Here is a 24308-nt window from a genome sequence, read left to right as displayed (position 1 = left end):
AATGTTTTATTAACCGCCTCGTTTCACCGTATAATCACCAGGTTAACAAAAGGAGCAACAGATGCGTTTAAGTAAAATCGCGATTATCGGCGCTATGGTGCTGCTGAGCCTCGGCGGTATCGGCGGTGTCATGCTGGTGGGTTATACCCTTATTCTGCATGCCGGGTAAGCGCCTGGCTGAGCCGCTCAAACCCGCGATCTACAATCATCGCCGCCAGTGCCACCAGCACCGCCCCCTGTAATACCCAGGCGGTATTAAACCCGCTCAGGCCAATAATGACTGGCGTCCCCAGGGTATTTGCCCCCACGGTGGAGGCTATCGCCGCCGTCCCGATATTGATAATGACCGACACCCGGATCCCCGCCAGCATCTGCGGTGCGGCCAGGGGAAGCTCAACCCGCCACAGGCACTGCCAGCCGCTCATACCCGCCCCCCGGGCCACCTCTTTCACCGCAGAAGGGACTGCCCCCAGCCCGGCCAGGGTGCCCTGTAACACCGGCAGCAGGCCATACAGGATCAGTGCCATAATGGCCGGATCCCGCCCGAACCCCAGCACCGGCACCGCCAGCGCCAGTACCGCCACCGGCGGGAAGGTCTGCCCCGCTGCGGCCAGGATCTCCGCCAGGGCGCGAAACTCACGCCCGGCGTCTCTGGTCACCAGGATCCCGAGCCCGGCCCCCAGCACCACAGCCACCAGGCTGGATATCAGCACCAGCTGCATATGGTCCAGCGTCAGGCTGGCGAAGCTCTGCCCGCGCCACAGGGGGTTGTGCTGTTCAGGAAACAGCCAGCTGAACAGCGGCGCACTGTGGGGCAACCAGAGCAGCAGCCCGCCGTACAGCGCCAGCAGCCAGAGCAGCGGTTCACGCAGCCAGCTCATGACTCTGCCCCGGTAACCGCATCTTCCAGGTGCAGCACCCCGAGCGGCTGGCCTGCGCTGTCGACCACCGGCAGGCGCAAAACCCGGGCGGCCATAAAGCAGGACAGCGCCTGGCGCAGGGTAAGCTCACCGGTCAGCGGCTCCCCGGCACACCACTGCCCGGGGCGGACATAATCCGCCACCCGGCGCAGGCCCATCAGCCGGATGCCATAATCGCTGGCGGCAAAAAATGTGTGAACAAACTCACTGACCGGCCGGGTCAGCAGCGCTTCCGGCGTGCCCTGCTGGACAATCCGCCCGCGGTCCATCAGCACCAGATGGTCCGCCAGAGAGAGCGCCTCATCCACATCGTGGGTAACCATCACCAGCGTGCAGCGGGTCTGTTGCTGGATACGCCGCACCTCCTGTTGCAGGGCGCGGCGGGTGACCGGATCAAGGGCACCAAACGGCTCATCCATCAGTAATACCCGGGGATCGGCGGCCAGCGCTCTGGCGACCCCGACCCGCTGCTGCTGGCCCCCGGAAAGCTGGTGAGGATAACGCTGGCGGTAGATCTCCGGCGCCAGCCCCAGCAGTGTCAGCAGCGTATCTACCCGGGCGTCGGTTTTTGCCGCCGGCCAGCGCAGCAGCTGCGGCACGGTGGCAATATTGCGGGCGACGGTCCAGTGGGGAAACAGGCCGACAGACTGAATGACGTAGCCCATCTGGCGGCGCAAATCCAGGGGATCATGCTCGCGCACCGGCCGCCCGGCAACGCGGATCTCCCCGCGATCGGCCTCGATCAGCCGGTTAATCATCTTAAGGGTGGTGGACTTTCCCGATCCGGAGGTGCCCACCAGTACGGTCAGCGCCCCTTCCCGGCAGGTAAAACTGAGCCCCTCTACCGCAGGCTGGCCCTGGAAAAATTTGCTGACCCCGTCAAATTCGATCACCGGGACTCTCCTCTACTAATGCCAGCAGGCATCTGAAGACGGTATCGACAACCACTGCCAGCGCAACGGTGGGGATCACCCCGAGCAATACCAGATCCATCGCGCTGCTGAGCAGCCCCTGGAAAATAAGCGTGCCCAGCCCCCCGGCACCGATAAGCGCCGCCACCACCGCAAGGCCGGTGGTTTGCACCGCCACCACCCGCAGGCTGCGCAGCAGTACCGGCAGGGCCAGGGGAAGCTCGACCCGCCAGGCCAGTTGCCCCCGGGACATGCCCATCCCCCGGGCGCTCTCCGTAACGCGTGCAGGCACCGCGTCCAGCCCCGACATTACACCGCGCACCAGGGGCAACAGTGAATAGAGCACCAGCGCCACCAGCGCCGGTGCCAGCCCTATCCCGCTTATCCCCCACTCGCCAAGCACCGGAAAGCGCTGCGCCAGGCGGGTCAGGGGCGCAATCAGTAGCCCGAACAGCGCCACAGAAGGTACGGTCTGGATAATATTGAGTAACGGCAGCAGCGTGCGCCGCGCCCGGGCGGAGCGCTGGCACCACCAGCCAGCGGGGAGCGCTATCAGTAATCCGGGCACCAGCACCCCGGGCAGATACAGCAAATGCCCGGCCAGAGCCGCCTGGAAAACATCCGCCCGGTTGTGGTATTCACGCAGTAGTGACGTCGCAGAAAAGCAGCCGCCCGCCAGCATCAGCACCGGCAGCAGCCAGATTTGCAGGTTCAGCGCCAGCCGGTACAGCGGGCGCGGTGTCAGGCGCTGGCTGGCATCCATCGCCCCGAGCAGGCTACCGGCCAGCACTACCCACCAGCCGCTGCCCGGCGTGACCCGGGCCAGGCTGCCGCTGTGCTGCATCAGCTGGTCTGCCAGCTGGCCCAGCATCCACAGTGCGCAGGTAAAGAGCAGCTGGCAGCAGAGCAGGATCAGCCCGTTACGCCCGGGTGCCAACAGGCACAGCCCCCAGAGCCCCAGCAACGGGGCCAGCAGCCAGAGCACCACCGCCCCCGGGGACCAGACCATCAGCGGTGTGCCGGACACCAGGCGGTTGGGCGCCAGATTCACCAGCGGCAGAAAAATCAGCGCGCCGGTCATCAGCACCAGCAGTAGCCACAGAACCCGGTTAGACGCCATCAGCCCTATTTAATAAATTTGCGGCTTTTCAGCCAGTCCCGGGCCACAGTACCTGCGTCCTGCCCTTCTACGGCAATACGGGCATTCAGGGTCTGCAGGGTTTTCTGATCAAGGGCGGAGAACACCGGCGCCAGCCAGGTTTCAATTTTCGGATAGGCCGCCAGAACCGGCTCGCGGATCACGGGCGCCGGGGCATACACCGGCTGAACATTTTGCGGATCGGTAAGGGTCTGTAAGCCCAGGGCCGCTACCGGGCCATCGGTCCCGTAAGCCATAGCCCCGTTCACGCCGGAGGTCTGCTCCGCTGCCGCTCTCAGGGTGACGGAGGTATCCCCCCCGGCCAGAGAGAGCAGTTGATTAGGCTTAAGCTCGAAGCCATAAGCCTGCTGGAAAGCCGGTAGCGCATCCGCCCGCTCGATAAACTCCGCAGAGGCCGCCAGTTTAAATTTACCGCCCTGTTTGAGGTAGCGGCTGAGATCCGCCAGGGAGACCAGCCCCTGTGATTTTGCCAGATCCTGGCGCACCGCAATGGTCCAGGTGTTGTTGGCCGGGGCCGGTTTCAGCCAGACCAGTTTGTTATCTTCCAGATCCCGGGCTTTAATGCGCTCGTAGCTCAGCTGGGGGTTTTTCCACACCTGATCTTGTGGATCCTGAAAAAAGACCCCGCCATTGCCGGTGTACTCCGGGTAAATATCAATATTCCCCGCGATAATAGCGCCACGCACCACGGCAGTAGGCCCGAGCTGCAGGCGGTTAATGGTTTTTACGCCGTGGCTTTCCAGCACCTGGATAATCACGTTACCCAGCAGTGCCCCTTCCGTATCAATTTTTGATGCCACTTTCACCGGCTCTGCTGCCTGGGCACCCGCCACAACCAGCGCCAGTAACCCGGCCAGACCCGCACAGATGCGCCGCATAGATCAATCCTCGTCATTTTGTTCCCGCTTTCATGCGGTTATAACAGAGTAACCGAATACCTGACAATGGGTTAATAAATTGCTAACAAATGCGCAAAAGAACGCCGGGGGTAACCGGGCCGGAGGAACCGGCCCGGGAAAGGGTTACTTCAGGGTAAATTCCCCCTGCTGCACCCGGGCGGAATCAAGGCCAATATAAACGTTAAAGGCCCCCGGTTCGGCGGCGTGCTGCATCCGGGCATTCCAGAAGCTCAGCGCGTTAACGTCTATCGGGAAGCTGACCGTGGTCGCCTCGCCGGGTTTAAGGGCCACTTTTTTGAAGCCGCGCAGCATCTTCACCGGGCGGCTCATGCTGGCGGTCACGTCCTGCAGGTACAGCTGTACCGCCGTGGCCCCTTCCCGCTTGCCGGTATTGGTCACCGTAACGCTTGCGGTCACACTGCCCTGCTTGTCCATTGACGGGGCCGACATGCGCACCGGCGAGACACTGAACGTGGTGTAACTCAGCCCGTAGCCAAAGGGGTACAGCGGCGCATTGACCTGATCAAAATAGCGGGAGGTGTATTTATTGGGTTTATCCGCGTTATATGGCCGCCCGGTGCTCAGGTGGCTGTAGTACACCGGGATCTGCCCGACCGAGCGCGGGAACGACATGGGCAACTTGCCGGAGGGGTTGTAATCCCCGAACAGCACATCCGCAATGGCGTTGCCCCCTTCGGTGCCCGCAAACCAGGTCTCCAGCAGGGCGTCTGCCTGCTGGTCTTCTTTTACCAGCGTAAGCGGGCGGCCGTTCATCAGCACCAGCACCAGCGGTTTGCCGGTCTTTTTCAGTGCCGCAATCAGCGCCTGCTGGCTGGCGGGCAGGGAAATATCCGTGCGGCTGGAGGCCTCATGGGCCATCCCCTGGGCCTCCCCCACGACCGCGACAATCACATCTGACTGGCTGGCGGTTTTTACCGCCTCATCCAGCATGGCCTGCGGGGTGCGTTTATCAATGGTGACCGCCGGTTCATACTGGTTAAGGAAGGCCACTATGCCCTGGTCGTCAGTGACATTCGCCCCTCTGGCATAGCGGACGGTCGCCTGCTCCCCGAGGGCGTTTTTAATCCCCTGCAATACGGTGACTGACTGCTCTGCCACCCCGGCGGCGGACCAGCTGCCCATCATGTCGCGCTTGCTGTCGGCCAGCGGGCCGATGACCGCAATAGTGCCGGACTTTTTCAGCGGCAGCGTGTTGAGGCGGTTTTTTAGCAGTACCAGGCTCTCTCTGGCAACCTGGCGGGCCGCTTCCCGGTGCAGGCGGCTTTCTGCGTTGGTCTCTGCCGGGTCGCTCTCCCGGGGGCCCAGGTGGCTGTAGGGATCGTTAAACAGCCCCATATCGTACTTCACATTAAGCACATGGCGGGTGGCGTCATCCAGCGCCTGCTGGCTGACAGCGCCGCTTTTCAGCAGGCCCGGCAGGTATTTGCTGTAGTATTCGTCGCTCATGCTCATATTGATACCGGCATTCAGCGCCACCCGCACAGCATCTTCAGGATCCCGGGCCACGCCGTGTTTGATCAGCTCTTTGATAGCACCGTGATCAGAGATGGTAATACCGGTGAAGCCCCACTGGTCGCGCAGCAGATCTTTAAGCAGCCAGCTGTCGGCGGTGGAAGGGGTGCCGTTAACCGAGTTCAGCGCCACCATCACCCCGCCGCTGCCCGCATCCAGCGCGGCCTTATAGGGCGGCATATAGTCATTAAACAGGCGCTGGGGGCTCATATCGACGGTGTTGTACTCTCTTCCCCCTTCCACGGCGCCGTAGGCGGCAAAGTGCTTCACGCTGGTCATCACCGAGTAGCGCTCTGCCGGGCTCTTGCCCTGCATTGAGGTCACCAGCGCCTGGCCCATGGCAGAACTCAGGAAGGTATCTTCACCAAAGCCTTCAGAAACCCGGCCCCAGCGCGGATCCCGCGAGACATCCACCATCGGCGCCCAGGTCATATTCAGGCCATCGTCTGCCGCTTCATAGGCTGAAACCCGGCCGACAATGCTTGCGGTATCAAGGTTAAAGGTCGAAGCCAGCCCCAGGCTGATGGGGAAGATTGTGCGCTGGCCGTGTACCACGTCATAGGCAAAAAACAGCGGGATTTTCAGACGGCTGAGCGCCATCACCTGATCCTGCATGGCGCGAATATCCTGGCGGGTCACGGTGTTAAAAATCGCCCCCACCTGGCCTTGCTTAATCATGTCGCGGATGGCCGATTTCGGGTTATCCGGGCCTACGCTGATAAGCCGCAACTGACCGATTTTTTCATCGTTCGTCATTCTGGTCAGCAGGTCAGACACAAACGCATCGCGCGCCTGTACCGTCAGGGGGTGTTGCCCGAAGGGGCTGGTCCCGGCCAGGGCCGGAGCCAGGCTCAGGCAGGCGGCAACTGCGGCCGCTAAACGCCAGTTCATCTCTATGGTTCTCCTGTTTTCGGCGCGAACAGTAGTAACAGCGAAGCAAACCGGCAGTGTGACACAGCCGGGGGCCGGTAAAAAGCACGTTATACTGCTTAGTGGCTGATGAATCAGTTAATTTAATAGCATAAACTCTTTTCGCGGCGCTATGCTTAGGGCCATGTCTGAAACCGCCACAAGGAGTGGACAATGACAGCGAACACAACAATAGACAACAAAACGCTTATCTCCGAATTATCGCGCCTGGTGGGAAAGAGCCATGTTCTGACCGACCCGGAAAAAACCGCCCGCTACCGTAAAGGCTTTCGTTCCGGCCAGGGGGATGCTCTGGCCGTGGTCTTCCCCGGCACACTGCTGGAGATGTGGCGCGTGCTGAGCGCCTGCGTCAGCGCAGACAAAATCATTCTGATGCAGGCGGCCAACACGGGGCTGACTGAAGGCTCAACCCCCAGCGGCAATGATTACGATCGCGAGATTGTTATCATCAGTACCCTGCGTCTTGACCACCTGCAACTGCTGGACAAAGGGGAGCAGGTGCTCGCCTGGCCGGGCTCGACCCTCTACTCGCTGGAAAAGGCCCTCAAACCTCTGGGCCGTGAGCCGCACTCGGTTATCGGCTCCTCCTGTATTGGTGCCTCGGTCATTGGCGGGATCTGTAATAACTCGGGCGGCGCCCTGGTGCACCGCGGACCGGCCTATACGGAAATGGCGCTGTATGCGCGCATTGATGAAGAGGGCAAACTGCAGCTGGTTAACCACCTGGGGATCAACCTGGGGAGCACCCCGGAGCAGATCCTCGGGCGCCTGGACGACGGGCAAATTCAGCCTGCGGATATCGAACACGACGGCCGCCAGGGGTCTGATCACCACTATGAGGCCCGGGTCCGGGATGTTGATGCCGACACCCCGGCCCGTTTCAACGCGGACCCCACCCACCTGTTTGAGGCCTCCGGCTGTGCCGGTAAGCTGGCGGTATTTGCCGTGCGGCTGGACACCTTCCCGGCGGAAAAACGCCAGCAGGTATTTTATATCGGCACCAACCAGCCCGCCGTGCTGAGCCAGATCCGCCGCCATATTCTGGCGAACTTCAGCAACCTGCCGGTGGCCGGTGAGTATATGCACCGGGATATCTACGATATCGCCGCCGTGTACGGTAAAGACACCTTCCTGATGATCGATAAGCTCGGCACCGACAAGATGCCGTTCTTCTTCACCCTGAAAGGGCGCACCGATGCGGCACTGGCGAAAGTGCCGTTCGTTAAACCGTACTTTACTGACCGCTTTATGCAGAAGCTGGGTAAGCTCTTCCCCCGCCACCTGCCGGAGCGGATGCAGACCTGGCGCGACAAGTATGAGCACCACCTGCTGTTAAAGATGTCCGGTGACGGGATTAATGAAGCACAAACCTGGCTGACGGAGTTTTTCAAAGACGCAGAGGGGGATTTCTTTGCCTGTACCGCCACTGAAGGGGCCAAAGCCTTCCTGCACCGCTTTGCCGCCGCCGGGGCCGCCATTCGTTACCACGCGGTACACACGGATGAGGTAGAAGATATCCTGGCGCTGGATATTGCCCTGCGCCGCAACGATGAAGACTGGTTTGAGCATCTGCCTGCAGAGATAGACAGCAAGCTGACCTACAAGCTCTACTACGGCCACTTCTTATGCCATGTATTCCACCAGGACTACATCGTTAAAAAAGGCCACGATCCCCACGAGGTGAAAGAGCAGATGCTGGCCCTGCTGCGCGAGCGCGGCGCCCAGTACCCGGCGGAACATAACGTCGGGCATCTGTATGAAGCGCCGCCTGCGCTGGTGGATTTTTACCATCAGAACGATCCCACCAACAGTATGAACCCGGGGATCGGCAAAACCAGTAAGAAGAAACACTACGCCGGGTGCTGTGAAGATCACTCACACCACTGACAGACCTGCCGGGGGGTACGCTCTCCCCGGCACCCTTGCCGATTACTCGCTGTTTTTCGCAATCAGCCCTGATTTCTGCTTTTTATACTGCAGTGCTTCCGCCGGGACTTTAGACGCTTTGCCGGTTTCCAGCCAGGTACGCAGGCGGCCTGCGTCTGCAAAGTGGGTATACTTCCCGAAGGCGTCCATCACCACCAGCGCCACCGGGCGGTTATTGATGGTGGTGCGCATCACCAGGCAGTGGCCCGCCGCGTTGGTAAAGCCGGTTTTGGTCAGCTGAATATCCCAGTTATCCCGGTAGACCAGGTGGTTGGTGTTACGAAACGGCAGCGTATAGGCGGGGCTGGCGAAGGTGGCCTGATCTTCACGGGTGGTGCTCAGCTCACCCAGCAGCGGGTAGTTACGGGTCGCCATCAGTAGTCTGGTCAGATCCCGGGCGGTGGAGACGTTGTGCACCGATAACCCGGTGGGCTCCACATAGCGGGTGTGGGTCATGCCCAGCGCTTTGGCTTTGGCGTTCATGGCGCGGATAAACGCATCATAGCCGCCGGGATAATGGTGCGCGAGGCTTGCGGCCGCGCGGTTTTCCGAGGACATCAGCGCCAGCAGCAGCATATTGCGGCGGCTTATCTGGCTGTTGAGCCGCACCCGGGAGTAGACCCCTTTCATCTCCGGGGTATGGCTGATGTCGACTTTGAGCATCTCACTGAGCGGGAGCCCGGCATCCAGCGTGACCATCGCCGTCATCAGCTTGGTGATAGAGGCCATCGGCCGTACCCGATCCGGGTGGCTGGCGTAGAGTATTTTATTCGTTTGCAGATCCACCACCATCGCACTGCCGGAGGCAATTTGCGGCTGGTTTGCCTGAACAGGCGCGGAGGGGGCTTTTGCAAGGGCAATCTGTGGCGCAAAAGGGATTGCGGCCACCAGCATCATGCTGAACAGCGAATGGCGGAATTTTCTCGACATGGTGACTTTTTAAGTGATGTTTATTGTTGTACGTTCATGTACACCGCCCCGCGCCGCACAGGTCAACGAAGCTGGCTGCCTATCATACTCCGCACAGGATAATCCCCGCCAGCCCGGAATCTTTGCAAAATGCGGCAAAGCCGCCCAATCGCACGGCTTTGCATCACATTCAGAATAAACGATACCCGTAGCCCCACAAAATCACCGTGATGGCCAGCAGACACTCCAGCACCAGCACCCCGATAGCCAGGGTGGAGCTGGAGAAATTAATACTCTCTTCGCGGCTGATATTCAGGAACGACGGGATCCCCACATACAGCAGATAGCCGGTATACAGCAGCGCCAGCGCCCCCACCAGCACACACAGCCACACCAGTGGATACAGGGCGACAATACCGCTTAAAAACAGCGGCGTTGCCACGTATCCGGCAAACACCATGCAGCGCTCCAGCGAAGGCCGCCGGGGGTAGTCCCGGGCCATCCACCAGATAACCCGCCCCATCACCGCAACCCCGGCCAGCATCAGGGCATAGAACACCACACCAAGGACAAATCCGGTCGTGAGCGATAAGCGTACGCTCGTGCCGCTGCCGAAATTCCAGCCCAGTTGCGTGGTGCCGATAAACGCACAAACCACCGGTATTGCCGCCATAATCAGGACATGGTGCACATAGTGGTGGCTGACCGTTTCATTTTCACGCTTGATATCCTGCATCTCCCGGGCAGGATGAGAGATAAGTCCCCAGATATGGTTCATACAGGCCTCCTGGTTATCTCGCCAATAACACCCATCATCAGCAAGTATAACGCATCCCCTTTCGTTTACTTTTTGCCCACATATCTTGTTACCACTTGCCGCCACCGGCAGGCCCGGCGCGGATTATTCGCAGGCCGGGAATTAAGGTGTATGCTTTACGGTGATGATTCTCACCTCACGCTGGTTTTCTTTTTTATGGATTTCAACGCTCTTATTGCGCACTGGGGATATGCGGCCCTGCTCATCGGCTGCATGGCTGAAGGCGAAACTTTCGCGATTTTAGGCGGTGTGGCGGCACACCAGGGGCTATTGCAGTTTATTCTGGTGGTGCTGTCGGTGGCGCTGGGCGGAATGATTGGCGACCAGGTGCTGTATCTGCTGGGGCGCAAATTTGGCACCCGGATTCTGAATCGCTTTACCCGCTACCGGAAAAAAATCGGCCAGGCCCAGCGCCTGATTACCGGCCACCCGAAGTTGTTTGTGATAGGCACACGCTTTATGTACGGCTTCCGGATTATCGGCCCCGTGCTGATTGGCGCCAGCCACCTGCCGCCGCGGGTTTTTCTGCCGCTGAATATCCTGGGCGCGGTGTTGTGGAGCCTGATTTTTACCTCGCTGGGGTATCTGGGCGGGGAGCTGATTGGCCCCTGGCTGCACGATCTGAACCAGCATCTGCGCCACTGGATCTGGCTGATCATCGTGCTGGCACTGGTGGTGGGGCTGCGCCTGTGGATGCGCCGGCGCCGTAAGCGCCGCGCCCCTTCACAGAGCAGTAAATAACGCGGCGCGTTTTACTGCGCCAGAATAACCCGGGCGATCTCCCCGGCGGTTTTTAAGGTCCGCACTTCGCTAAAGAGCGCCGTGGCTTCCGGGTACGCTTTGCGCAGATACCCCAGCCACTGCTTAATGCGCGCCACATGATACATGCCGGTATCCCCGGCTTTCTCCAGCCGGGAATAGCGCTGTAGCAAGGCCACCACACCGGGCCAGCTCATGGGGGGCTCGTTATACTTGATAACCCGGCTGAGGTTGGGAATATTCAGCGCCCAGCGCCCGACCATAAGGGCATCGCAGCCGGTCACCGCCATACACTCCCGGGCGGACTGCCAGTCGCGGATCTCACCGTTAGCGATAACCGGAATGGTCAGCCGCTGGCGGATCTCGCCAATCGCCTGCCAGTCGATAGCCTGCGCGCTGTAGCCGTCTGCTTTGGTGCGCCCGTGCACCACAAGCTCCGTGGCTCCGGCCTGCTGTACGGCATCGGCAATGTCAAACTTATGTTCGCTGCTCTCCCAGCCCAGGCGCACTTTTACCGTTACCGGCAGGTGGGCCGGTACCGCCTCGCGCATGGCTTTTGCCCCCCGGTAGATAAGCTCCGGATCTTTGAGCAGCATCGCCCCGCCGCCGCTGCCGTTGACCAGTTTTGACGGGCAACCGCAGTTCAGATCCACCCCCCAGGAGCCCAGCTCAGCGGCCCGGTGGGCGTTTTCCGCCAGCCACTGGGGGTGCTGGCCCAGCAACTGGATGCGTACCCGCGTACCGGAGGGGGTGCGGCTGTGGTTATTCAGCTCCGGGCACAGCCGGGTGAATACCTTCTCCGGCAGTAACTGGTCCACCACCCGGACAAACTCGGTGATACACAGGTCATAGTCGTTAACCCCGGTCAGGAGTTGGCGCACCAGGGAGTCAAGAACCCCCTCCATGGGTGCCAGCAATACACGCATATTCGGCCCGCAGCAAAAAAAAGAGGCGCTATAGTAGCGCCTCCGTTGCCGTTACGGAATGGGGTTAACGGGGTGTCAGGCAATTCTCTTCTTTCCAGCCATACAGCCATTCAAGTGCCCGGTAGAACTCCTGCTGATTTTTCCCTTTCCATAGCAGGTTGCGCACCTGGCGCTCCACCCCGGCGGCGTGGTAAATGCGCCCCATCTCCCGGGTAGACCAGACGATACGCGCCGTGCGCGGAATGCGCACCGACTCATACAGCGCAAAGGCCCGGGCCGCATCAAAATCACACTGCTCCAGCGCCTTTCCAATGGTGACGGCATCTTCCAGCGCCATACAGGCCCCCTGGGCCATATACTGGGCCACCGGGTGTGCCGCATCGCCAATCAGCGTTACGCGCTCATTGCCCCATTTGGCAACCGGTTCACGATCTGCCGTGGACCAGCGCCGCCAGCTGGTGGGTTTGTCCAGCATCTGGCGCGGGCGCGGGTGGATCCCCTGGAAGTAGGACATCACCTCTTCTTTACTGCCGTCGCGCACGCCCCACTCTTCCTGCTCGCGGCTGTGGAAGGTGACCACCAGGTTGTACTGTTTGCCGCCGCGCAGCGGGTAGTGCACCAGGTGGCAGTGCGGGCCAGCCCACAGGACCGGGGCGTTAATGCGCAGGTCGTCTGGCATATCCGCTTCGTCCACCACGGCCCGGTACACCACGTGCCCGGTTACCCGGGGGGTATCCCCCAGCAGGGACTGGCGCACCACGGATTTAACCCCGTCACAGCCCAGCAGAATGTCCGCCGTCCAGCTGTTGCCTTTATCGTCCCAGACGGTGACGTTGTCCCCGGTCTGGCGGATCTCCACCACCTGGGTTGCCGTACGGTACTGCACGCCCGGGTGGCGCAGGGCTGCTTCCCAGACGGTCGCGTGAATATCAACCCGGTGGATAACCGCATAAGGCCCGCCAAAGTGGTCACGAAACGCCTGCCCGGTTTCAATGCGCACCACCTGCTCAGCGTCAACCGCATCCATCATCGAAATATGGTCCGTAAATACGGCACGCTGGCGGGCTATCTCCCCCACCCCAAGGCTATCAAGGGCGGAGAAGGCGTTAGGCCCCAGCTGGATCCCGGCACCAATTTCACCAATTTCGTGGGCCTTCTCCAGCAGCATGACATCAATGCCTTTGCGGGCCAGGGAGAGCGCCGTTGCCGCCCCGCCGATACCGCCACCAACAATGATTGCGCTTTTAACTTTTGCCATGTCTGGGTCCTCCTCAGGCCGGGATCTTATCTGTCTGGTTTTCCGGGGCGGCGGCGATAAACGCCGGTAGCCCCTGGCAGGCCTCCCATACGGCGAGGCAGCGCGGGTAGCTGCTCAGGTCGCAGTTCATTCGCAGGGCATTGGCCATTTGCGGGATCAGGCAGCAGTCGGCCAGGGTCGGGGTATCCCCGACACAAAAGCGGCCGCTGCTGCGTTTGAGTAACTGCTCTACCGCACCCATTCCCTGAGCTATCCAGTGGGCGTACCACTGGTTTTTCTGCGTTTCGCTGATTTTCAGCTCGTCTGTCAGGTAGCGCAGCACCCGCATGTTGTTTATCGGGTGAATGTCGCAGGCAATCACGCAGGCAATCTCCAGCACCTTGTCCCGGGCAGCACCGTCCGCCGGGATCAGCGGCTGTGCCGGGTATTGCCTGTCCAGCCAGTCGATTATCGCCAGCGACTGACCGTGGGCATCGCCCTGGTCATCAATCAGGGTCGGCACCAGCCCGGTCGGGTTCAGCCGCCGGTAAGCCAGCTGCTGCTGCTCACCAATGCGGATATTGACCCCTTCGGTCTGGTATTCAATGCCCTTCAGCCCGAGGGCGATACGCACCCGGTATGAGGCGGAGCTGTTAAAAAAACTCAGTAACTTCATGACTGCCTCCGCCGTTACACCACTTTCACTGCAATCGGGGTCAGCCCGTCAACACCACCGGTGATAACATCGCCCTTCACCACCGGGCCTACCCCTTCCGGCGTACCGGTGAAAATCAGATCCCCGGGCTGTAATTCGAAGAAGCCGGACAGGTAGCTGATGGTTTCATTGACTGACCAGATCAGGTGGCGGATATCGCTGCGCTGGTGATCTTCACCGTTCACCTGTAACCAGATAGGCGCGCTTTCAATGCTTGCGCTCTGGCTGGCCGGGTGCAGCGGTGCAATCGGCGCGGACAAATCAAAGGCTTTGCCAATTTCCCACGGGCGGCCCATCTGGCGCATCTCCATCTGGCGGTCGCGGCGGGTCATATCCAGCCCGGTGGCATAGCCCCAGACATATTCATGGGCCTGCTCTACCGGAATGTCGCGCCCGGCTTTGCCAATGGCAACCACCAGCTCAATCTCATAGTGGTAGTTGTCGGTCTGGGCCGGGTATGGCAGCTCAAGGGTAGTGCCTGCGGCCACCGGGACAATGGCGTCTGCGGGCTTACAGAAGAAGAACGGCGGCTCGCGATCCGGGTCAAACCCCATCTCCCGGGCGTGGGCGGCGTAGTTGCGGCCCACACAGTAAATGCGGTGAACCGGGAACTGGGCGTCGCTGTTGGCAACCGGTACGGTAACGGCAGGCTGTGGCTGGAATACATACTGAGTCATGTTAATGCTCCTTACAGTCAAAATGTGTGGCGTGATTCGCGAAATAATCCCAGAGCTTCCTGGACCGGACGGTCAGAGAAGCTGAAAAGAACGCTCTCTTCGTGGGTAACGAAGGAGAGATCGTGCCAGGTGGGCACCACAAAGATATCTTTGGCCCGGTAGTCGAACGTCTGGTTGCCCACCCGCACCTGGCCGCTCCCCTCCACCACGTGGTAGATGGTGCTGTCGGTGCTGCGGGCAGGTTCAGAGCGGAAGCCTTTCGGTAACAACTGTAAAAATGCGCCGATGGAGGGCATCGGGTAGCCGCCGTTTTCCGGGTTAACGTAGCGCAATTTATAGCCTTCCCAGGGATCCGGATCGCCAAAGCGGGTCAGGTCCTGCAACGCTTCGCGGCTGCGCTCGTAGCGGTAGTTAAAGATGGGTGACGAGTTGCCTTTCTGGTGGCGCAGCGGCAGCATATTCGCGGTATAGCGCGCCACATAGTCCCCCTCAGGGCGGGTAACCGGCTGCTGCTCCTGCGGGTAATCCTCCGCAAAGCCGCACCCCAGATAGTTAACCAGCGGCAGATCCAGGCCATCAAGCCAGACCACCGGCTGATCCCCCGGGTTACCGTGGTCATGCCAGCGCCACTGGGGGGTCAGAATAAAATCGCCCGGATGCATCTGGGTGCGCTCACCGTCAACGGCGGTAAACGCGCCGCTGCCTTCAATAATAAAGCGCAGCGCCGACTGGTTGTGGCGATGGCTGGGTGCCACCTCGCCGGGCAGAATCAGCTGCAACCCGGCATACAGGGATTTGGTTATCGATGATTCGCCGCGCAGCTGCGGGTTTTCCAGCACCAGCACCCGGCGCACCGCCTCTTTGGCGCCAATCAGCTTGCCGCTTTCCATTAACAGCGGGCGGATGGCATCGTAGTGCCACAGAGCCGGGGCGCAGTTGGCGTTCGGGGTTTTCGGCACCAGGTTGTGCAGCGATTCCCACAGCGGGGTCAGATTCATATCCGAGATCCGCTGGTAATACTGCAGGCGGCGAGCCTGTAGCGTGTCCGGGGTAACAGTGGTGGTTTCAGACATTATTATTCTCCTTAAGTCGCAGGCTGATTTACTCGCTCACCGGCGCGGCCGCCGGCAGGGCTGAGCGGGCGGGCGCAGCGGCCCGGTTGAGCAGTATCAGCATCAGCGCCGCAATCAGCGCGGGTACAGCAATCACTAAAAACAGAGTGTTAAAGGCGATATTCGTCATCATCATCAGGCCGCCCGCCAGGGAGCCCACAATGGCGCCACAGCGGCCTGCGGCATTGGCCCAGCTCACACCGGTGGCCCGGCACTGGGTGGGATATAACGTGGCGCTCAGGGCATTCATGCCCACCTGGGAGCCGCTTACGCCGATCCCGGTGCCGAAAATCGCCAGCGCCATCATCCACAATGCGTTTTCAGACAGGCCAATCATCACGATACACAGGGCACCCAGCAGATAACTGGCGGCCAGCACCCGGAAGGGGTTGTAGCGATCCATCAGCCCGCCCAGCAGCAGCGCCCCGAAAGTGCCCCCCACCTGAAATGCGGCGGTTATCCAGGAGGCGTGCTGTAAATCAATGCCGCGATGGTTCAGCAGGGTTGGCATCCAGCTGCTCAGCAGGTAGACAATCAACAGGCTCATAAAGAAGGCGGTCCATAACATCAGGGTTATCAGACCGGTGCGCCCGGCAAAAAGGGCTGCGGCGCTGTTTCTGGACGGAGGCGGCTCATTAAGGTAGAAGGTGACCCCGTGATAGCTCTCACCGGTAATGCGGCTGAGGGTGGCAGCAACCAGGCGGGAGTCTGCCCCCCGGCGTACCTGCCAGCGCGGGGATTCCGGCAGCACGAAGAACAGGGCCACCGCCAGCACAACCGGCAGCACCCCGCCCACAATCAGAATGCCGTGCCAGCCAATCAGCGACACCAGCAGGGCGCTGAATATTCCCCCCGCCGCCGAGCCAAGGGTGAACCCGCAGAACATCAGCGTGACCAGCGCCGCGCGGCGGCGGGCGGGCAGAAATTCAGAGGTCATGGTAATGGTGTTTGGCATCGCCCCACCCAGGCCCAGGCCGGTCAGAAAGCGCAGAATAATCAGGGTGTGCAGATCGGGCGCAAAGGCAGACGCGAAACTCAGCACCCCGAAAAACAGCACACAGTATTCAATCACCCGCTTACGGCCAAATCTGTCCGATAACGGGCCACACAGCAGTGCACCCGCCGTCAGCCCCAGCAGACCAGCCCCGAACAGCGGCGCCAGATCTGCGGCCGTTAACTGCCAGTGCTGGCGAATATCCGGCGCAATAAAACCAATTGCGGCGGTATCAAAACCGTCCATCATCACCACCAGAAAACAGCAGATGATGACGCGCCACTGAATGGCGCTCACCGGGGCGCTGTCGATCAGCACCTGGAGCTCACGTCGCAGGGTCATAATGTGTGCCTCGATAATATAGGGTAGATGTTGTGTTTGTTTTACTTATGTTGTGATGTTGTAACTGAAGGGATGCAAAGTACAATGGTATTTCAGGCAGAGGTATAACCCGGAGGTTATGGATGGCAGACTGGACCCAGAAATTACGCTTACACCACTGGCAGACACTGGTGATGATGGCCGAACAGGGCAACCTGACTCAGGTTGCCAGAATGATGAATATCACCCAGCCTGCGCTCTCCAAATGGTTGCTCTCCCTGGAAGAGGATGTCGGCTTTGCCCTGTTTGAGCGCCACCGTAAGGGGCTGCGCCCGACGGAGGGCGGCAAATTACTGCTGGAGCACGCCCAGCGCGTGATCAACGATGTGCAGCGCTCGCGCAGTGAGCTGGAGCGGTTTCGCCGTGGCGGGATGGTAGGCAGCCTTAAAGTGGGCTGCTCACCGGTGGCGACCGACTGTGTGGCCCAGGCTATCCTGAATCTGCTGGAAGAGATGCCGGAGCTGAACCTGCAGATAGCTGAAATGGTGATGACGCCGCTGCTACAGGATCTGCTGGCCGGTAATCTGGATGTGGTGGTCGGGCGGGTGGGCGGCAAGGCGCTGAATCTGCCGCTCAATTACCGGGTTTTGTATACCGAGCCGGTCTGTTTTGTGGCGCGTACCGATCATCCCCTCGCCCGCCAGAGCGGTATCAGCTGGGATGCGCTCGCCTCCTGGCGCTGGATTGTCTGGCCTGCCAGTACCCCTATCCGTATCAGTATCGACAGCGCGCTGGTGGATAACGGCATCATGATGCCGGAAAACACCATTGAATCGGCCTCCATGAATGTCACCCTCAATATGCTGCAAAGCAGCGATATGATCTCCATTCTCTCCTGGCGCCTGGCCCGGCGTTACGCCCGCCAGGGCCAGCTTGCCATTCTGGCCCTGCCGCGCATTGAACAGCAGGGCAGCGTCGGGGTGTTCTGGCGCAAAGATCTCCAGGCCTCCACGGCGCTGCAGCGCTTTATTCTGCACCTTCAGCAACAACCAGAACGCTGACCAGTGGCGAACAATTCCTCACGCAATACCGTGCACTAACGGAATCTTTGTTATGCTCATAATTCATGATGTGATCGGTAGCACATTTCAGGGTTTAATTGTATGATGAATGCGTTCTTCAGAGAGTGAGCACCATGTACAAGTTACTATTAACCATCTGGCAGTATGCCCGGGCGTTTGTCCTGATTTATATCTGTCTGTATGTGGGGATTGGCATTGCCTCCCTGCTTCCTATCACTATCCCTGGCAGCATTATCGGTATGCTGATTTTATTCGTGCTGCTGGGGCTGCAAATTATGCCGTCTGACTGGGTAATGCCCGGCTGCTATGTGCTTATCCGCTATATGGCGCTGCTGTTTGTCCCTATCGGTGTTGGGGTTATGCAATATTTTGACCTGCTGCGCACCCAGTTTGGGCCGGTGGTGGTCTCCTGCGTTATCAGTACATTAGTGGTGCTGGTGGTGGTCAGCTGGAGCTCGCACCTGATCCACGGTGAGAAAAAAATTATTGGTCACAGAGAGGCTGGTAAAAAATGATGAGTTATATCTGGTGGTCGTTGCCTTTAACGCTGCTGGTATTTTTCGGGGCCCGGAAACTGGGATCATTAATTAAAAACCCGTTATTAAACCCGCTGCTGGTTTCCATGCTGGTGATCATTCCAGTGTTAATGTTTACCCATATCCCTTACGACCATTATTTTAAAGGCAGCAAAATTCTTAATGATCTGCTGCAACCGGCCGTGGTTGCCCTGGCGTTCCCGCTTTATGAGCAGCTACACCAGATCCGCGCCCGCTGGAAATCCATTATTGCCATCTGCTTCTTCGGCAGCCTGGTTGCCATGTGCACCGGTACGGCGGTGGCCCTGTCCCTGGGGGCGACCCCGCAAATTGCCGCCTCGATTATGCCTAAGTCTGTCACCACGCCTATCGCCATGGCAGTCAGCAGCAGCATTGGCGGTATTCCGGCCATCAGCGCAGTGTGTGTGATTTTCGTCGGGATCCTGGGTGCGGTATTTGGCCCTACCCTGCTGAGCCTGATGCGCATCACCACCAAGGCGGCGCGCGGGTTATCCATGGGGGCCGCCTCTCACGCCCTGGGGACCGCCCGCTGTGCCGAGATGGACTTCCAGGAAGGGGCATTCAGCTCACTGTCGCTGGTAATTTGCGGGATTATTACCTCGCTTGTTGCGCCGTTCCTGTTCCCGGTGATTGTGGCGATCTTCGGCTAAATGCGAGCCAACACACATAAAACAAACAATAATTACATTTCTTGCATTAATTGATAGACGAGGATCACATATAAAGTTGCACCAGGCCCGTACACTGCGGGTCCGTTACTGACTATGAGGCACAGCCATGGATCCTCGTTTTGAGCCGGTGCTGGCGGCAATGCCAGCGCCGTTACGTTCAGCCCTCGGGCCGCTGCTGGCGGCAGACCATTTCCCGGCCATGTTCAGTGCCGCCACCGTCGCGCAGCTTAAGCAGCGTAGCGGCCTGGACGATAATGCACTGGCCTTTGCGTTACTGCCCCTGGCCGCAGCCTGCGCCCATACGGCTATCTCGCATTTTAATGTTGGCGCTGTCGCCCGCGGGGTAAGCGGTAACCTCTATCTGGGGGCCAATATGGAGTTCCCCGGCACTACCATGCAGCAGACCATTCACGCGGAACAAAGCGCCATTACCCACGCCTGGATGCGCGGTGAACGCCAGCTGACCGATATTACCGTGAACTACACCCCCTGCGGCCACTGCCGCCAGTTTATGAATGAGCTGAACAGCGGCACCGGGCTGGCTATCCACCTGCCCGGCCGCCAGCCCGACACCCTGGGCCACTATTTACCGGATGCGTTCGGGCCACGGGATCTGGAGATAACCACCCTGCTGCTTGATGAGGTGGACCACGGGTTGCGGGGAGAAGGCGACGCCCTGGCCCAGGCGGCCATTGCGGCAGCCAACCGCAGCCATGCCCCCTATAGCGACTCCCCTTCGGGTGTGGCGCTGGAAATGAAAGACGGCACCCGGGTAACCGGCAGTTATGCGGAAAACGCAGCTTATAATCCCTCGCTCCCGCCGCTACAGGCCGCGCTGAATCTGGCGTGGCTTACCGGTTATCAGCCCCGGGATATCCGCCGGGCGGTACTGGCTGAGCGGGCCAGTGCACTGCTGGTGCAGTGGGACGCCACCGTCGCCACGTTAAAATCCCTCGGCTGCACGAATATTGAGCGCGTTTTACCTGCCTGATCACGCTGCGGGGGGGTTTCGTGCCCTCCCTGGCGAAAAAGTCCGCACCTGCTCGCACACGCCTTGCGCTGAGGCGGGCGGTACAGTACCTTGAGATTACTTTCACTTAGGTACTGAGTCCGCAAGTTCATGTTGAAGCGCCTGTTTTTCAGTCTGCTGGTTATTATCGGCGTCATGCTGTTGACTGCGCTTGGCCTGGATCGCTGGATCAGCTGGAAAACCGCCCCCTACGTTTATGATGATTTGCAGGCCCTGCCCTACCGCCAGGTTGGCGTGGTGCTGGGCACCGCCAAATACTACCGCACCGGGGTGATCAACCAGTATTACCGCTACCGGATCCAGGGGGCGCTCAATGCCTATAACAGCGGCAAGGTAAACTACCTGCTGTTAAGCGGCGACAACGCCACGAACAGCTACAATGAGCCGGTCACCATGCGCAAGGATCTGATTGCCGCCGGGGTTGATCCGGCGGATATCGTGCTGGATTTTGCCGGGTTCCGCACCCTCGATTCCATTGTCCGCACCCGGAAGGTGTTCGACACCAACGACTTTATTATCATTACCCAGCGTTTCCACTGCGAACGGGCGCTGTTTATCGCCCTGCATACGGGGATCCAGGCCCAGTGCTATGCGGTGCCGTCACCCAAAGATATGTGGTCTGTGCGCCTGCGGGAAGTGGGCGCCCGGCTGGGTGCGCTGGCAGACTTGTACATTTTTAAACGCGAGCCGCGCTTCCTGGGCCCGCTGGTGCCGATTCCGGCTAAACAGGTGGTGCCAGACGACGCTCAGGGATACCCGGCAGTCAGCCCGGATCAGCTACTTGAGCTGGAGCGGAAAAAACACCACGGGGAGTGATCACTCTTGCGTCCCGGCCCGCAGGCGGTGGTGCCACAAACTGGCGGTTGCCCGGGCAAGATTACTGTAGCGCCCGCAGTAAACCGGTGACATCATGGTCGGATGCACCCGCACCACAAACTGGCGCTCCTCACAGCTGATCTCCCCCGCTACCCTTCCCCGGCACATCAGGCGCGGTAATCCCCGGGTAATAACAATGACAAAGTGGCCATCCGAACGCAAAATCATGGCAAATCTCCCTGTGCAGAGCACAACCAGCCCCCCCACCGGACGGTTGGCGGGCCAGGGCATGGCAAAAAAATCATGGGGATGACCATACCGCAAACCCGGCCCCCGGGGCGGACAAATCGGGTCAAAAATCTTACCGGAGGTGAAAATCGCACATCGTGACCATGTCAGAGGGCCACTGTTAGTCTAGCGGGAGAGGGCCTTACGCGCCCCGACGGCCCGGGCCGTGAGATACCGCCACAGCCACTCGACGGGCCCCTGGCGGAAGTAATGCAGCCAGATAACCGACACCGCAAGGTTAACCAGCCAGATGCCCGGCACCAGCACCAGCAACTGGGTGCGGCTGAGCGCCATATACAGGCCCATATGGTAAAACAGCGTGATACAAATCAGGGTTTGCAGCAGGTAGTTGGTGAGGGCCATGCGCCCGACGCAGGTAATGGCCGCCACCAGCCGTAGCGGGGCCAGCTGCGGCCAGAATCCCCAGGCCAGCGCGGCATAACCAATGGCCTGGAACGGCGCACTCAGCTCCCTTGGGATTTGCAGCCAGAACGCACACCAGCGGTACGCCCACCCCAGCTGCCACTGGGCAATGATCGCCGGAATATTAATAGCCATACCCAGCACGATAAGCCACAGGCCGGTACGCCGGTAATGGTGCAGACTGAAGCGCCCGCTCAGCCAGCCGCTGCGCATCAGCGCGGCACCAAGCAGCATCATCCCGGCCAGTTGCCAGCCGTACTGCGCACCGAGCGCGAGTAAATTATCCGCCAGCAGATTAAGGCGGTTTTTCATCGCCACGGCGCCACCGCTCAGCTTCCACCAGGTTTCATACTGAACGGTTGCCGCATCCGGCACCCAGAGGCGGCTGGCATGGCTGGAGGAGATAGCCCCCAGCAGCACCAGTACCCCAAGCCCCATAAGGTACAGCACCACGCCGGTGTTAAATAACTGCCGGTTACTGTGGGCGTCGCGGATCAGCCGCCAGCAGATGACCCCCACCAGGCCATAGGCCAGCAGGATATCCCCGTCCCACAGCAGAATACTGTGCAGAAAGCCAAGCAGGACCAGCAGCGTTAAGCGCGCCTGGATCCAGCGTTTGCCCCGGCGCAGCAGCATATACAGCCCGGCCCCGAACAGGAGCGCAAACAGCGAGAGGAATTTCACCTGGGCGAACAGGTCAAGCAGTGCCCAGGTCCAGGCATCCGCCTGGCTGATATGACCAGCCCAGGCGGGATTGAGGTAACCGGCCTTGGGGAGCCCAAAAGCAGTTACATTAAGCAGCAGGATGCCGAGGATGGCGACGCCGCGGACAAAATCGAGCGTGACGTTTCGTTCCATAAGAGCCTGCCTTGTAGACTGCGGGATCAGTTGTGGTGACGAACGGCGCGCAGAAACTCCTGACGGGTATTCTGGCTGGATTTAAACAGCCCGCCCAGTGAGGTGGTGGTCGTTGCGCTGGTCGCGTCACGAATGCCGCGCGCCTTAACACAATAATGGACCGCATCAATAGAAACCGCCACGTTACTGGTCCCCAGCAGGGTTTGCAGCGCAACCAGCACCTGCTGGGTTAAGCGCTCCTGCACCTGGGGGCGCTGGGCGAAAAACTGCACAATACGGTTAATTTTAGACAGCCCGATAACCGCATCTTTCGGAATATAGGCGACAGTAGCCTTACCATCGATAGTCACAAAGTGGTGTTCGCAGGTGCTGGTCAGCGTGATATCGCGTACCGTGACCATTTCATCCACCTTCATTTTGTTTTCGATGAGGGTGATTTTCGGGAAATTGGCGTAGTCCAGCCCGGAGAAAATTTCATCCACGTACATTTTGGCAATGCGGTGCGGGGTCTCCATCAGACTGTCATCACTCAAATCCAGGTTGAGCAACTGCATAATTTCAGTCATATGCCCGGAGATCAGGCGCTTGCGGGTTTCGTTATCCAGTTCATTCACCGGTGGCCGCAGCGGCGTTTCCAGACCGCGGGCAACCAGGGCCTCATGGACCAGGGCGGCTTCTTTACTGAGTGATGGCATTATTTTCTCCTGCAGGTGTGGCTCGCCTTTACCCTGCATGGGGTAAAGTTTCGGCTCATTGTGCGGCAGTAATGTTCAGGAATCCAGTGCTCTGCCAGATTATTATTGTCATCGTCTGAACCTTTTATGGAATCATCCCCCGGGATCAGAGTGTTAAGGTATGATGCAACATCATCCTGCCCGGGTGAAGTGAAACTTCCTCACCCGTCGTTGAAAAATATACAGTACGGCAACCGACCGTCCTGACCCAACCCTGGAGGAACTCCTGATGGAACTGCTGGAATCGCATCACTGCTTTGGCGGCGTGCAGCAACGCTGGCGTCACCTTTCCCCCACCCTCAACTGCCCGATGACCCTGAGTGTGTTTATCCCACCGGCAGGCACCACGCCCCCGCCGGTGCTGTACTGGTTATCCGGGCTGACCTGTAATGATGAAAACTTCACCACCAAGGCCGGTGCCCAGCGGGTAGCGGCGGAGCTTGGCATTATGCTGGTGATGCCAGACACCAGCCCGCGCGGGGAGCAGGTGGCCGACGATCCGGCCTACTCACTCGGCCAGGGGGCCGGGTTTTATCTGAATGCGACCCGCGCCCCCTGGGCGGCCCACTACCGGATGTACGATTACCTGCACACCGAGCTTCCCGCCCTGATAAGCACCCACTTCAGCTGTGCTGAGCGCTGTGCTATCAGCGGGCACTCCATGGGGGGACACGGTGCGCTGATTATGGCCCTGAAAAACCCGGGGCGTTTTTGTTCTGTTTCCGCCTTTGCGCCGGTCGTTAATCCCTCCCGGGTGCCCTGGGGGCAGCAGGCATTTCGCGCCTATCTGGGGGAAGATGAGCAGAGCTGGCAGGCGTGGGACAGCTGCGCGCTGATGCAGCAGTATCAGGGGGAGCCGGTGGCAATGATGATAGACCAGGGAGATGCGGATAACTTTCTCGCCACCCAGCTACAGCCCGCGCAGCTGGCTGAGGTTGCCCGTCAGCGGAGCTGGCCACTGCAACTGCGCATCCAGCCGGGGTATGATCACAGCTATTTCTTTATCGCCAGTTTTATTGAAGATCACCTGCGCTTTCACGCCCGCTATCTGTTTGCCTGAGCACAAAAACAAAAGGCGCGAAAATCGCGCCTTTCGGGTTAACC

General features: G+C 59.8%; 25 protein-coding genes. 9 read left to right on the top strand and 16 right to left on the bottom strand.

What is annotated here, in order from left to right; all coding sequences use genetic code 11:
• Window positions 1-61: 61 nt before the first annotated feature.
• Window positions 62-169 (top strand): membrane protein, encoded by a 108-nt coding sequence (locus EBL_RS20830; protein WP_014715940.1) that lies wholly within the window; start codon window positions 62-64, stop codon window positions 167-169.
• Here EBL_RS20830 and EBL_RS06625 read toward each other — a convergent pair.
• From EBL_RS06625 to bglX, 5 genes are all read right to left on the bottom strand, one after another.
• Window positions 150-881, bottom strand: a complete 732-nt coding sequence (locus tag EBL_RS06625) for an ABC transporter permease (RefSeq protein ID WP_002439890.1) — start codon at window positions 879-881, stop codon at window positions 150-152. The genes EBL_RS20830 and EBL_RS06625 overlap by 20 nt on opposite strands.
• On the bottom strand, window positions 878-1813 hold the full coding sequence (locus EBL_RS06620; RefSeq protein WP_002439889.1) for an ABC transporter ATP-binding protein: 936 nt from the start codon (window positions 1811-1813) through the stop codon (window positions 878-880). Before EBL_RS06620 ends, EBL_RS06625 begins: the two co-directional genes overlap by 4 nt.
• A complete protein-coding gene (locus EBL_RS06615; RefSeq protein WP_002439888.1) occupies window positions 1800-2951 on the bottom strand; it encodes an ABC transporter permease in 1152 nt (383 codons plus the stop codon). The genes EBL_RS06620 and EBL_RS06615 overlap by 14 nt, the downstream gene beginning before the upstream one ends.
• A 5-nt stretch (window positions 2952-2956) precedes the next feature.
• Entirely contained in the window at window positions 2957-3868 is a 912-nt protein-coding gene (gene osmF, locus EBL_RS06610; RefSeq protein ID WP_002439887.1) for a glycine betaine ABC transporter substrate-binding protein OsmF, read from the bottom strand.
• Between the two features lie 144 nt (window positions 3869-4012).
• The gene (gene bglX / locus EBL_RS06605) at window positions 4013-6313 is read right to left on the bottom strand and encodes a beta-glucosidase BglX (RefSeq protein ID WP_002439886.1); all 2301 of its coding nucleotides are present in this window, start codon (window positions 6311-6313) and stop codon (window positions 4013-4015) included.
• Between the two features lie 192 nt (window positions 6314-6505).
• On the opposite strand from bglX, the gene dld reads away from it, so the two are divergent.
• Complete coding sequence (dld, locus tag EBL_RS06600) at window positions 6506-8239, top strand: D-lactate dehydrogenase (RefSeq protein ID WP_002439885.1); 1734 nt, start codon at window positions 6506-6508, stop codon at window positions 8237-8239.
• Window positions 8240-8281: 42 nt separating this feature from the next.
• On the opposite strand, the gene pbpG is transcribed toward dld, so the two are convergent.
• The gene (gene pbpG / locus EBL_RS06595; RefSeq protein ID WP_002439884.1) at window positions 8282-9208 is read right to left on the bottom strand and encodes a D-alanyl-D-alanine endopeptidase; all 927 of its coding nucleotides are present in this window, start codon (window positions 9206-9208) and stop codon (window positions 8282-8284) included.
• Between the two features lie 169 nt (window positions 9209-9377).
• Entirely contained in the window at window positions 9378-9965 is a 588-nt protein-coding gene (locus EBL_RS06590; protein WP_002439883.1) for a Yip1 family protein, read from the bottom strand.
• 195 nt (window positions 9966-10160) lie between these two features.
• Between EBL_RS06590 and EBL_RS06585 the strand changes: the two genes are divergently transcribed.
• Window positions 10161-10745, top strand: a complete 585-nt coding sequence (locus tag EBL_RS06585; RefSeq protein WP_002439882.1) for a DedA family protein — start codon at window positions 10161-10163, stop codon at window positions 10743-10745.
• A gap of 11 nt (window positions 10746-10756) precedes the next feature.
• Here the strand turns inward: EBL_RS06585 and dusC are convergent, their stop codons facing one another.
• From dusC to mhbT, 6 genes are all read right to left on the bottom strand, one after another.
• Complete coding sequence (dusC, locus tag EBL_RS06580) at window positions 10757-11689, bottom strand: tRNA dihydrouridine(16) synthase DusC (protein WP_002439881.1); 933 nt, start codon at window positions 11687-11689, stop codon at window positions 10757-10759.
• Between the two features lie 64 nt (window positions 11690-11753).
• Complete coding sequence (locus EBL_RS06575) at window positions 11754-12947, bottom strand: 3-hydroxybenzoate 6-monooxygenase (RefSeq protein WP_002439880.1); 1194 nt, start codon at window positions 12945-12947, stop codon at window positions 11754-11756.
• 13 nt (window positions 12948-12960) lie between these two features.
• The gene (gene maiA / locus EBL_RS06570) at window positions 12961-13602 is read right to left on the bottom strand and encodes a maleylacetoacetate isomerase (RefSeq protein ID WP_002439879.1); all 642 of its coding nucleotides are present in this window, start codon (window positions 13600-13602) and stop codon (window positions 12961-12963) included.
• A gap of 14 nt (window positions 13603-13616) precedes the next feature.
• Window positions 13617-14318 (bottom strand): fumarylacetoacetate hydrolase family protein, encoded by a 702-nt coding sequence (locus EBL_RS06565; RefSeq protein ID WP_002439878.1) that lies wholly within the window; start codon window positions 14316-14318, stop codon window positions 13617-13619.
• Between the two features lie 17 nt (window positions 14319-14335).
• Window positions 14336-15391 (bottom strand): gentisate 1,2-dioxygenase, encoded by a 1056-nt coding sequence (gene gtdA / locus EBL_RS06560; protein WP_002439877.1) that lies wholly within the window; start codon window positions 15389-15391, stop codon window positions 14336-14338.
• Window positions 15392-15419: 28 nt separating this feature from the next.
• On the bottom strand, window positions 15420-16766 hold the full coding sequence (gene mhbT / locus EBL_RS06555) for a 3-hydroxybenzoate transporter MhbT (RefSeq protein WP_002439876.1): 1347 nt from the start codon (window positions 16764-16766) through the stop codon (window positions 15420-15422).
• Between the two features lie 122 nt (window positions 16767-16888).
• Here mhbT and EBL_RS06550 point away from each other — a divergent pair, with 122 nt between their 5' ends.
• From EBL_RS06550 to sanA, 5 genes are all read left to right on the top strand, one after another.
• The gene (locus EBL_RS06550; protein WP_002439875.1) at window positions 16889-17806 is read left to right on the top strand and encodes a LysR substrate-binding domain-containing protein; all 918 of its coding nucleotides are present in this window, start codon (window positions 16889-16891) and stop codon (window positions 17804-17806) included.
• 134 nt (window positions 17807-17940) lie between these two features.
• Entirely contained in the window at window positions 17941-18342 is a 402-nt protein-coding gene (locus EBL_RS06545) for a CidA/LrgA family protein (protein ID WP_002439874.1), read from the top strand.
• Window positions 18339-19034: a CidB/LrgB family autolysis modulator gene (locus tag EBL_RS06540; RefSeq protein WP_002439873.1), complete on the top strand. Its 696-nt coding sequence runs from the start codon at window positions 18339-18341 to the stop codon at window positions 19032-19034. Before EBL_RS06545 ends, EBL_RS06540 begins: the two co-directional genes overlap by 4 nt.
• A 127-nt stretch (window positions 19035-19161) precedes the next feature.
• The gene (cdd, locus tag EBL_RS06535; protein WP_002439872.1) at window positions 19162-20046 is read left to right on the top strand and encodes a cytidine deaminase; all 885 of its coding nucleotides are present in this window, start codon (window positions 19162-19164) and stop codon (window positions 20044-20046) included.
• 129 nt (window positions 20047-20175) lie between these two features.
• Window positions 20176-20901: an outer membrane permeability protein SanA gene (gene sanA / locus EBL_RS06530; RefSeq protein ID WP_002439871.1), complete on the top strand. Its 726-nt coding sequence runs from the start codon at window positions 20176-20178 to the stop codon at window positions 20899-20901.
• Here sanA and EBL_RS06525 read toward each other — a convergent pair whose 3' ends face one another.
• The 3 genes from EBL_RS06525 to folE form a co-directional block, all read right to left on the bottom strand.
• Window positions 20902-21129: a hypothetical protein gene (locus EBL_RS06525; protein WP_002439870.1), complete on the bottom strand. Its 228-nt coding sequence runs from the start codon at window positions 21127-21129 to the stop codon at window positions 20902-20904.
• Window positions 21130-21315: 186 nt separating this feature from the next.
• On the bottom strand, window positions 21316-22470 hold the full coding sequence (yeiB, locus tag EBL_RS06520) for a DUF418 domain-containing protein YeiB (protein WP_002439869.1): 1155 nt from the start codon (window positions 22468-22470) through the stop codon (window positions 21316-21318).
• A gap of 26 nt (window positions 22471-22496) precedes the next feature.
• Window positions 22497-23165: a GTP cyclohydrolase I FolE gene (folE, locus tag EBL_RS06515; RefSeq protein WP_002439868.1), complete on the bottom strand. Its 669-nt coding sequence runs from the start codon at window positions 23163-23165 to the stop codon at window positions 22497-22499.
• A gap of 268 nt (window positions 23166-23433) precedes the next feature.
• Here folE and fghA point away from each other — a divergent pair, with 268 nt between their 5' ends.
• The gene (fghA, locus tag EBL_RS06510) at window positions 23434-24264 is read left to right on the top strand and encodes an S-formylglutathione hydrolase (RefSeq protein ID WP_002439867.1); all 831 of its coding nucleotides are present in this window, start codon (window positions 23434-23436) and stop codon (window positions 24262-24264) included.
• Window positions 24265-24308 lie beyond the last annotated feature (44 nt).

Source organism: Shimwellia blattae DSM 4481 = NBRC 105725, assembly GCF_000262305.1.
Taxonomy (GTDB): Bacteria; Pseudomonadota; Gammaproteobacteria; order Enterobacterales; family Enterobacteriaceae; genus Shimwellia; species Shimwellia blattae.
The sequence above is the reverse complement of the archived record's forward strand: the minus strand, read 5'-3'. Positions and strand labels throughout refer to the sequence as shown.

Excerpts from the sequence above, each read along its gene's own strand:
- EBL_RS20830 (WP_014715940.1), top strand. The coding sequence starts at position 62 with ATGCGTTTAAGTAAAATCGCGATTATCGGCGCTATGGTGCTGCTGAGC.
- EBL_RS06625 (WP_002439890.1), bottom strand. The coding sequence starts at position 881 with ATGAGCTGGCTGCGTGAACCGCTGCTCTGGCTGCTGGCGCTGTACGGC.
- EBL_RS06615 (WP_002439888.1), bottom strand. The coding sequence starts at position 2,951 with ATGGCGTCTAACCGGGTTCTGTGGCTACTGCTGGTGCTGATGACCGGC.
- osmF (WP_002439887.1), bottom strand. The coding sequence starts at position 3,868 with ATGCGGCGCATCTGTGCGGGTCTGGCCGGGTTACTGGCGCTGGTTGTG.
- bglX (WP_002439886.1), bottom strand. The coding sequence starts at position 6,313 with ATGAACTGGCGTTTAGCGGCCGCAGTTGCCGCCTGCCTGAGCCTGGCT.
- dld (WP_002439885.1), top strand. The coding sequence starts at position 6,506 with ATGACAGCGAACACAACAATAGACAACAAAACGCTTATCTCCGAATTA.
- pbpG (WP_002439884.1), bottom strand. The coding sequence starts at position 9,208 with ATGTCGAGAAAATTCCGCCATTCGCTGTTCAGCATGATGCTGGTGGCC.
- EBL_RS06590 (WP_002439883.1), bottom strand. The coding sequence starts at position 9,965 with ATGAACCATATCTGGGGACTTATCTCTCATCCTGCCCGGGAGATGCAG.
- EBL_RS06585 (WP_002439882.1), top strand. The coding sequence starts at position 10,161 with ATGGATTTCAACGCTCTTATTGCGCACTGGGGATATGCGGCCCTGCTC.
- dusC (WP_002439881.1), bottom strand. The coding sequence starts at position 11,689 with ATGCGTGTATTGCTGGCACCCATGGAGGGGGTTCTTGACTCCCTGGTG.
- EBL_RS06575 (WP_002439880.1), bottom strand. The coding sequence starts at position 12,947 with ATGGCAAAAGTTAAAAGCGCAATCATTGTTGGTGGCGGTATCGGCGGG.
- maiA (WP_002439879.1), bottom strand. The coding sequence starts at position 13,602 with ATGAAGTTACTGAGTTTTTTTAACAGCTCCGCCTCATACCGGGTGCGT.
- EBL_RS06565 (WP_002439878.1), bottom strand. The coding sequence starts at position 14,318 with ATGACTCAGTATGTATTCCAGCCACAGCCTGCCGTTACCGTACCGGTT.
- gtdA (WP_002439877.1), bottom strand. The coding sequence starts at position 15,391 with ATGTCTGAAACCACCACTGTTACCCCGGACACGCTACAGGCTCGCCGC.
- mhbT (WP_002439876.1), bottom strand. The coding sequence starts at position 16,766 with ATGACCCTGCGACGTGAGCTCCAGGTGCTGATCGACAGCGCCCCGGTG.
- EBL_RS06550 (WP_002439875.1), top strand. The coding sequence starts at position 16,889 with ATGGCAGACTGGACCCAGAAATTACGCTTACACCACTGGCAGACACTG.
- EBL_RS06545 (WP_002439874.1), top strand. The coding sequence starts at position 17,941 with ATGTACAAGTTACTATTAACCATCTGGCAGTATGCCCGGGCGTTTGTC.
- EBL_RS06540 (WP_002439873.1), top strand. The coding sequence starts at position 18,339 with ATGATGAGTTATATCTGGTGGTCGTTGCCTTTAACGCTGCTGGTATTT.
- cdd (WP_002439872.1), top strand. The coding sequence starts at position 19,162 with ATGGATCCTCGTTTTGAGCCGGTGCTGGCGGCAATGCCAGCGCCGTTA.
- sanA (WP_002439871.1), top strand. The coding sequence starts at position 20,176 with ATGTTGAAGCGCCTGTTTTTCAGTCTGCTGGTTATTATCGGCGTCATG.
- EBL_RS06525 (WP_002439870.1), bottom strand. The coding sequence starts at position 21,129 with ATGATTTTGCGTTCGGATGGCCACTTTGTCATTGTTATTACCCGGGGA.
- yeiB (WP_002439869.1), bottom strand. The coding sequence starts at position 22,470 with ATGGAACGAAACGTCACGCTCGATTTTGTCCGCGGCGTCGCCATCCTC.
- folE (WP_002439868.1), bottom strand. The coding sequence starts at position 23,165 with ATGCCATCACTCAGTAAAGAAGCCGCCCTGGTCCATGAGGCCCTGGTT.
- fghA (WP_002439867.1), top strand. The coding sequence starts at position 23,434 with ATGGAACTGCTGGAATCGCATCACTGCTTTGGCGGCGTGCAGCAACGC.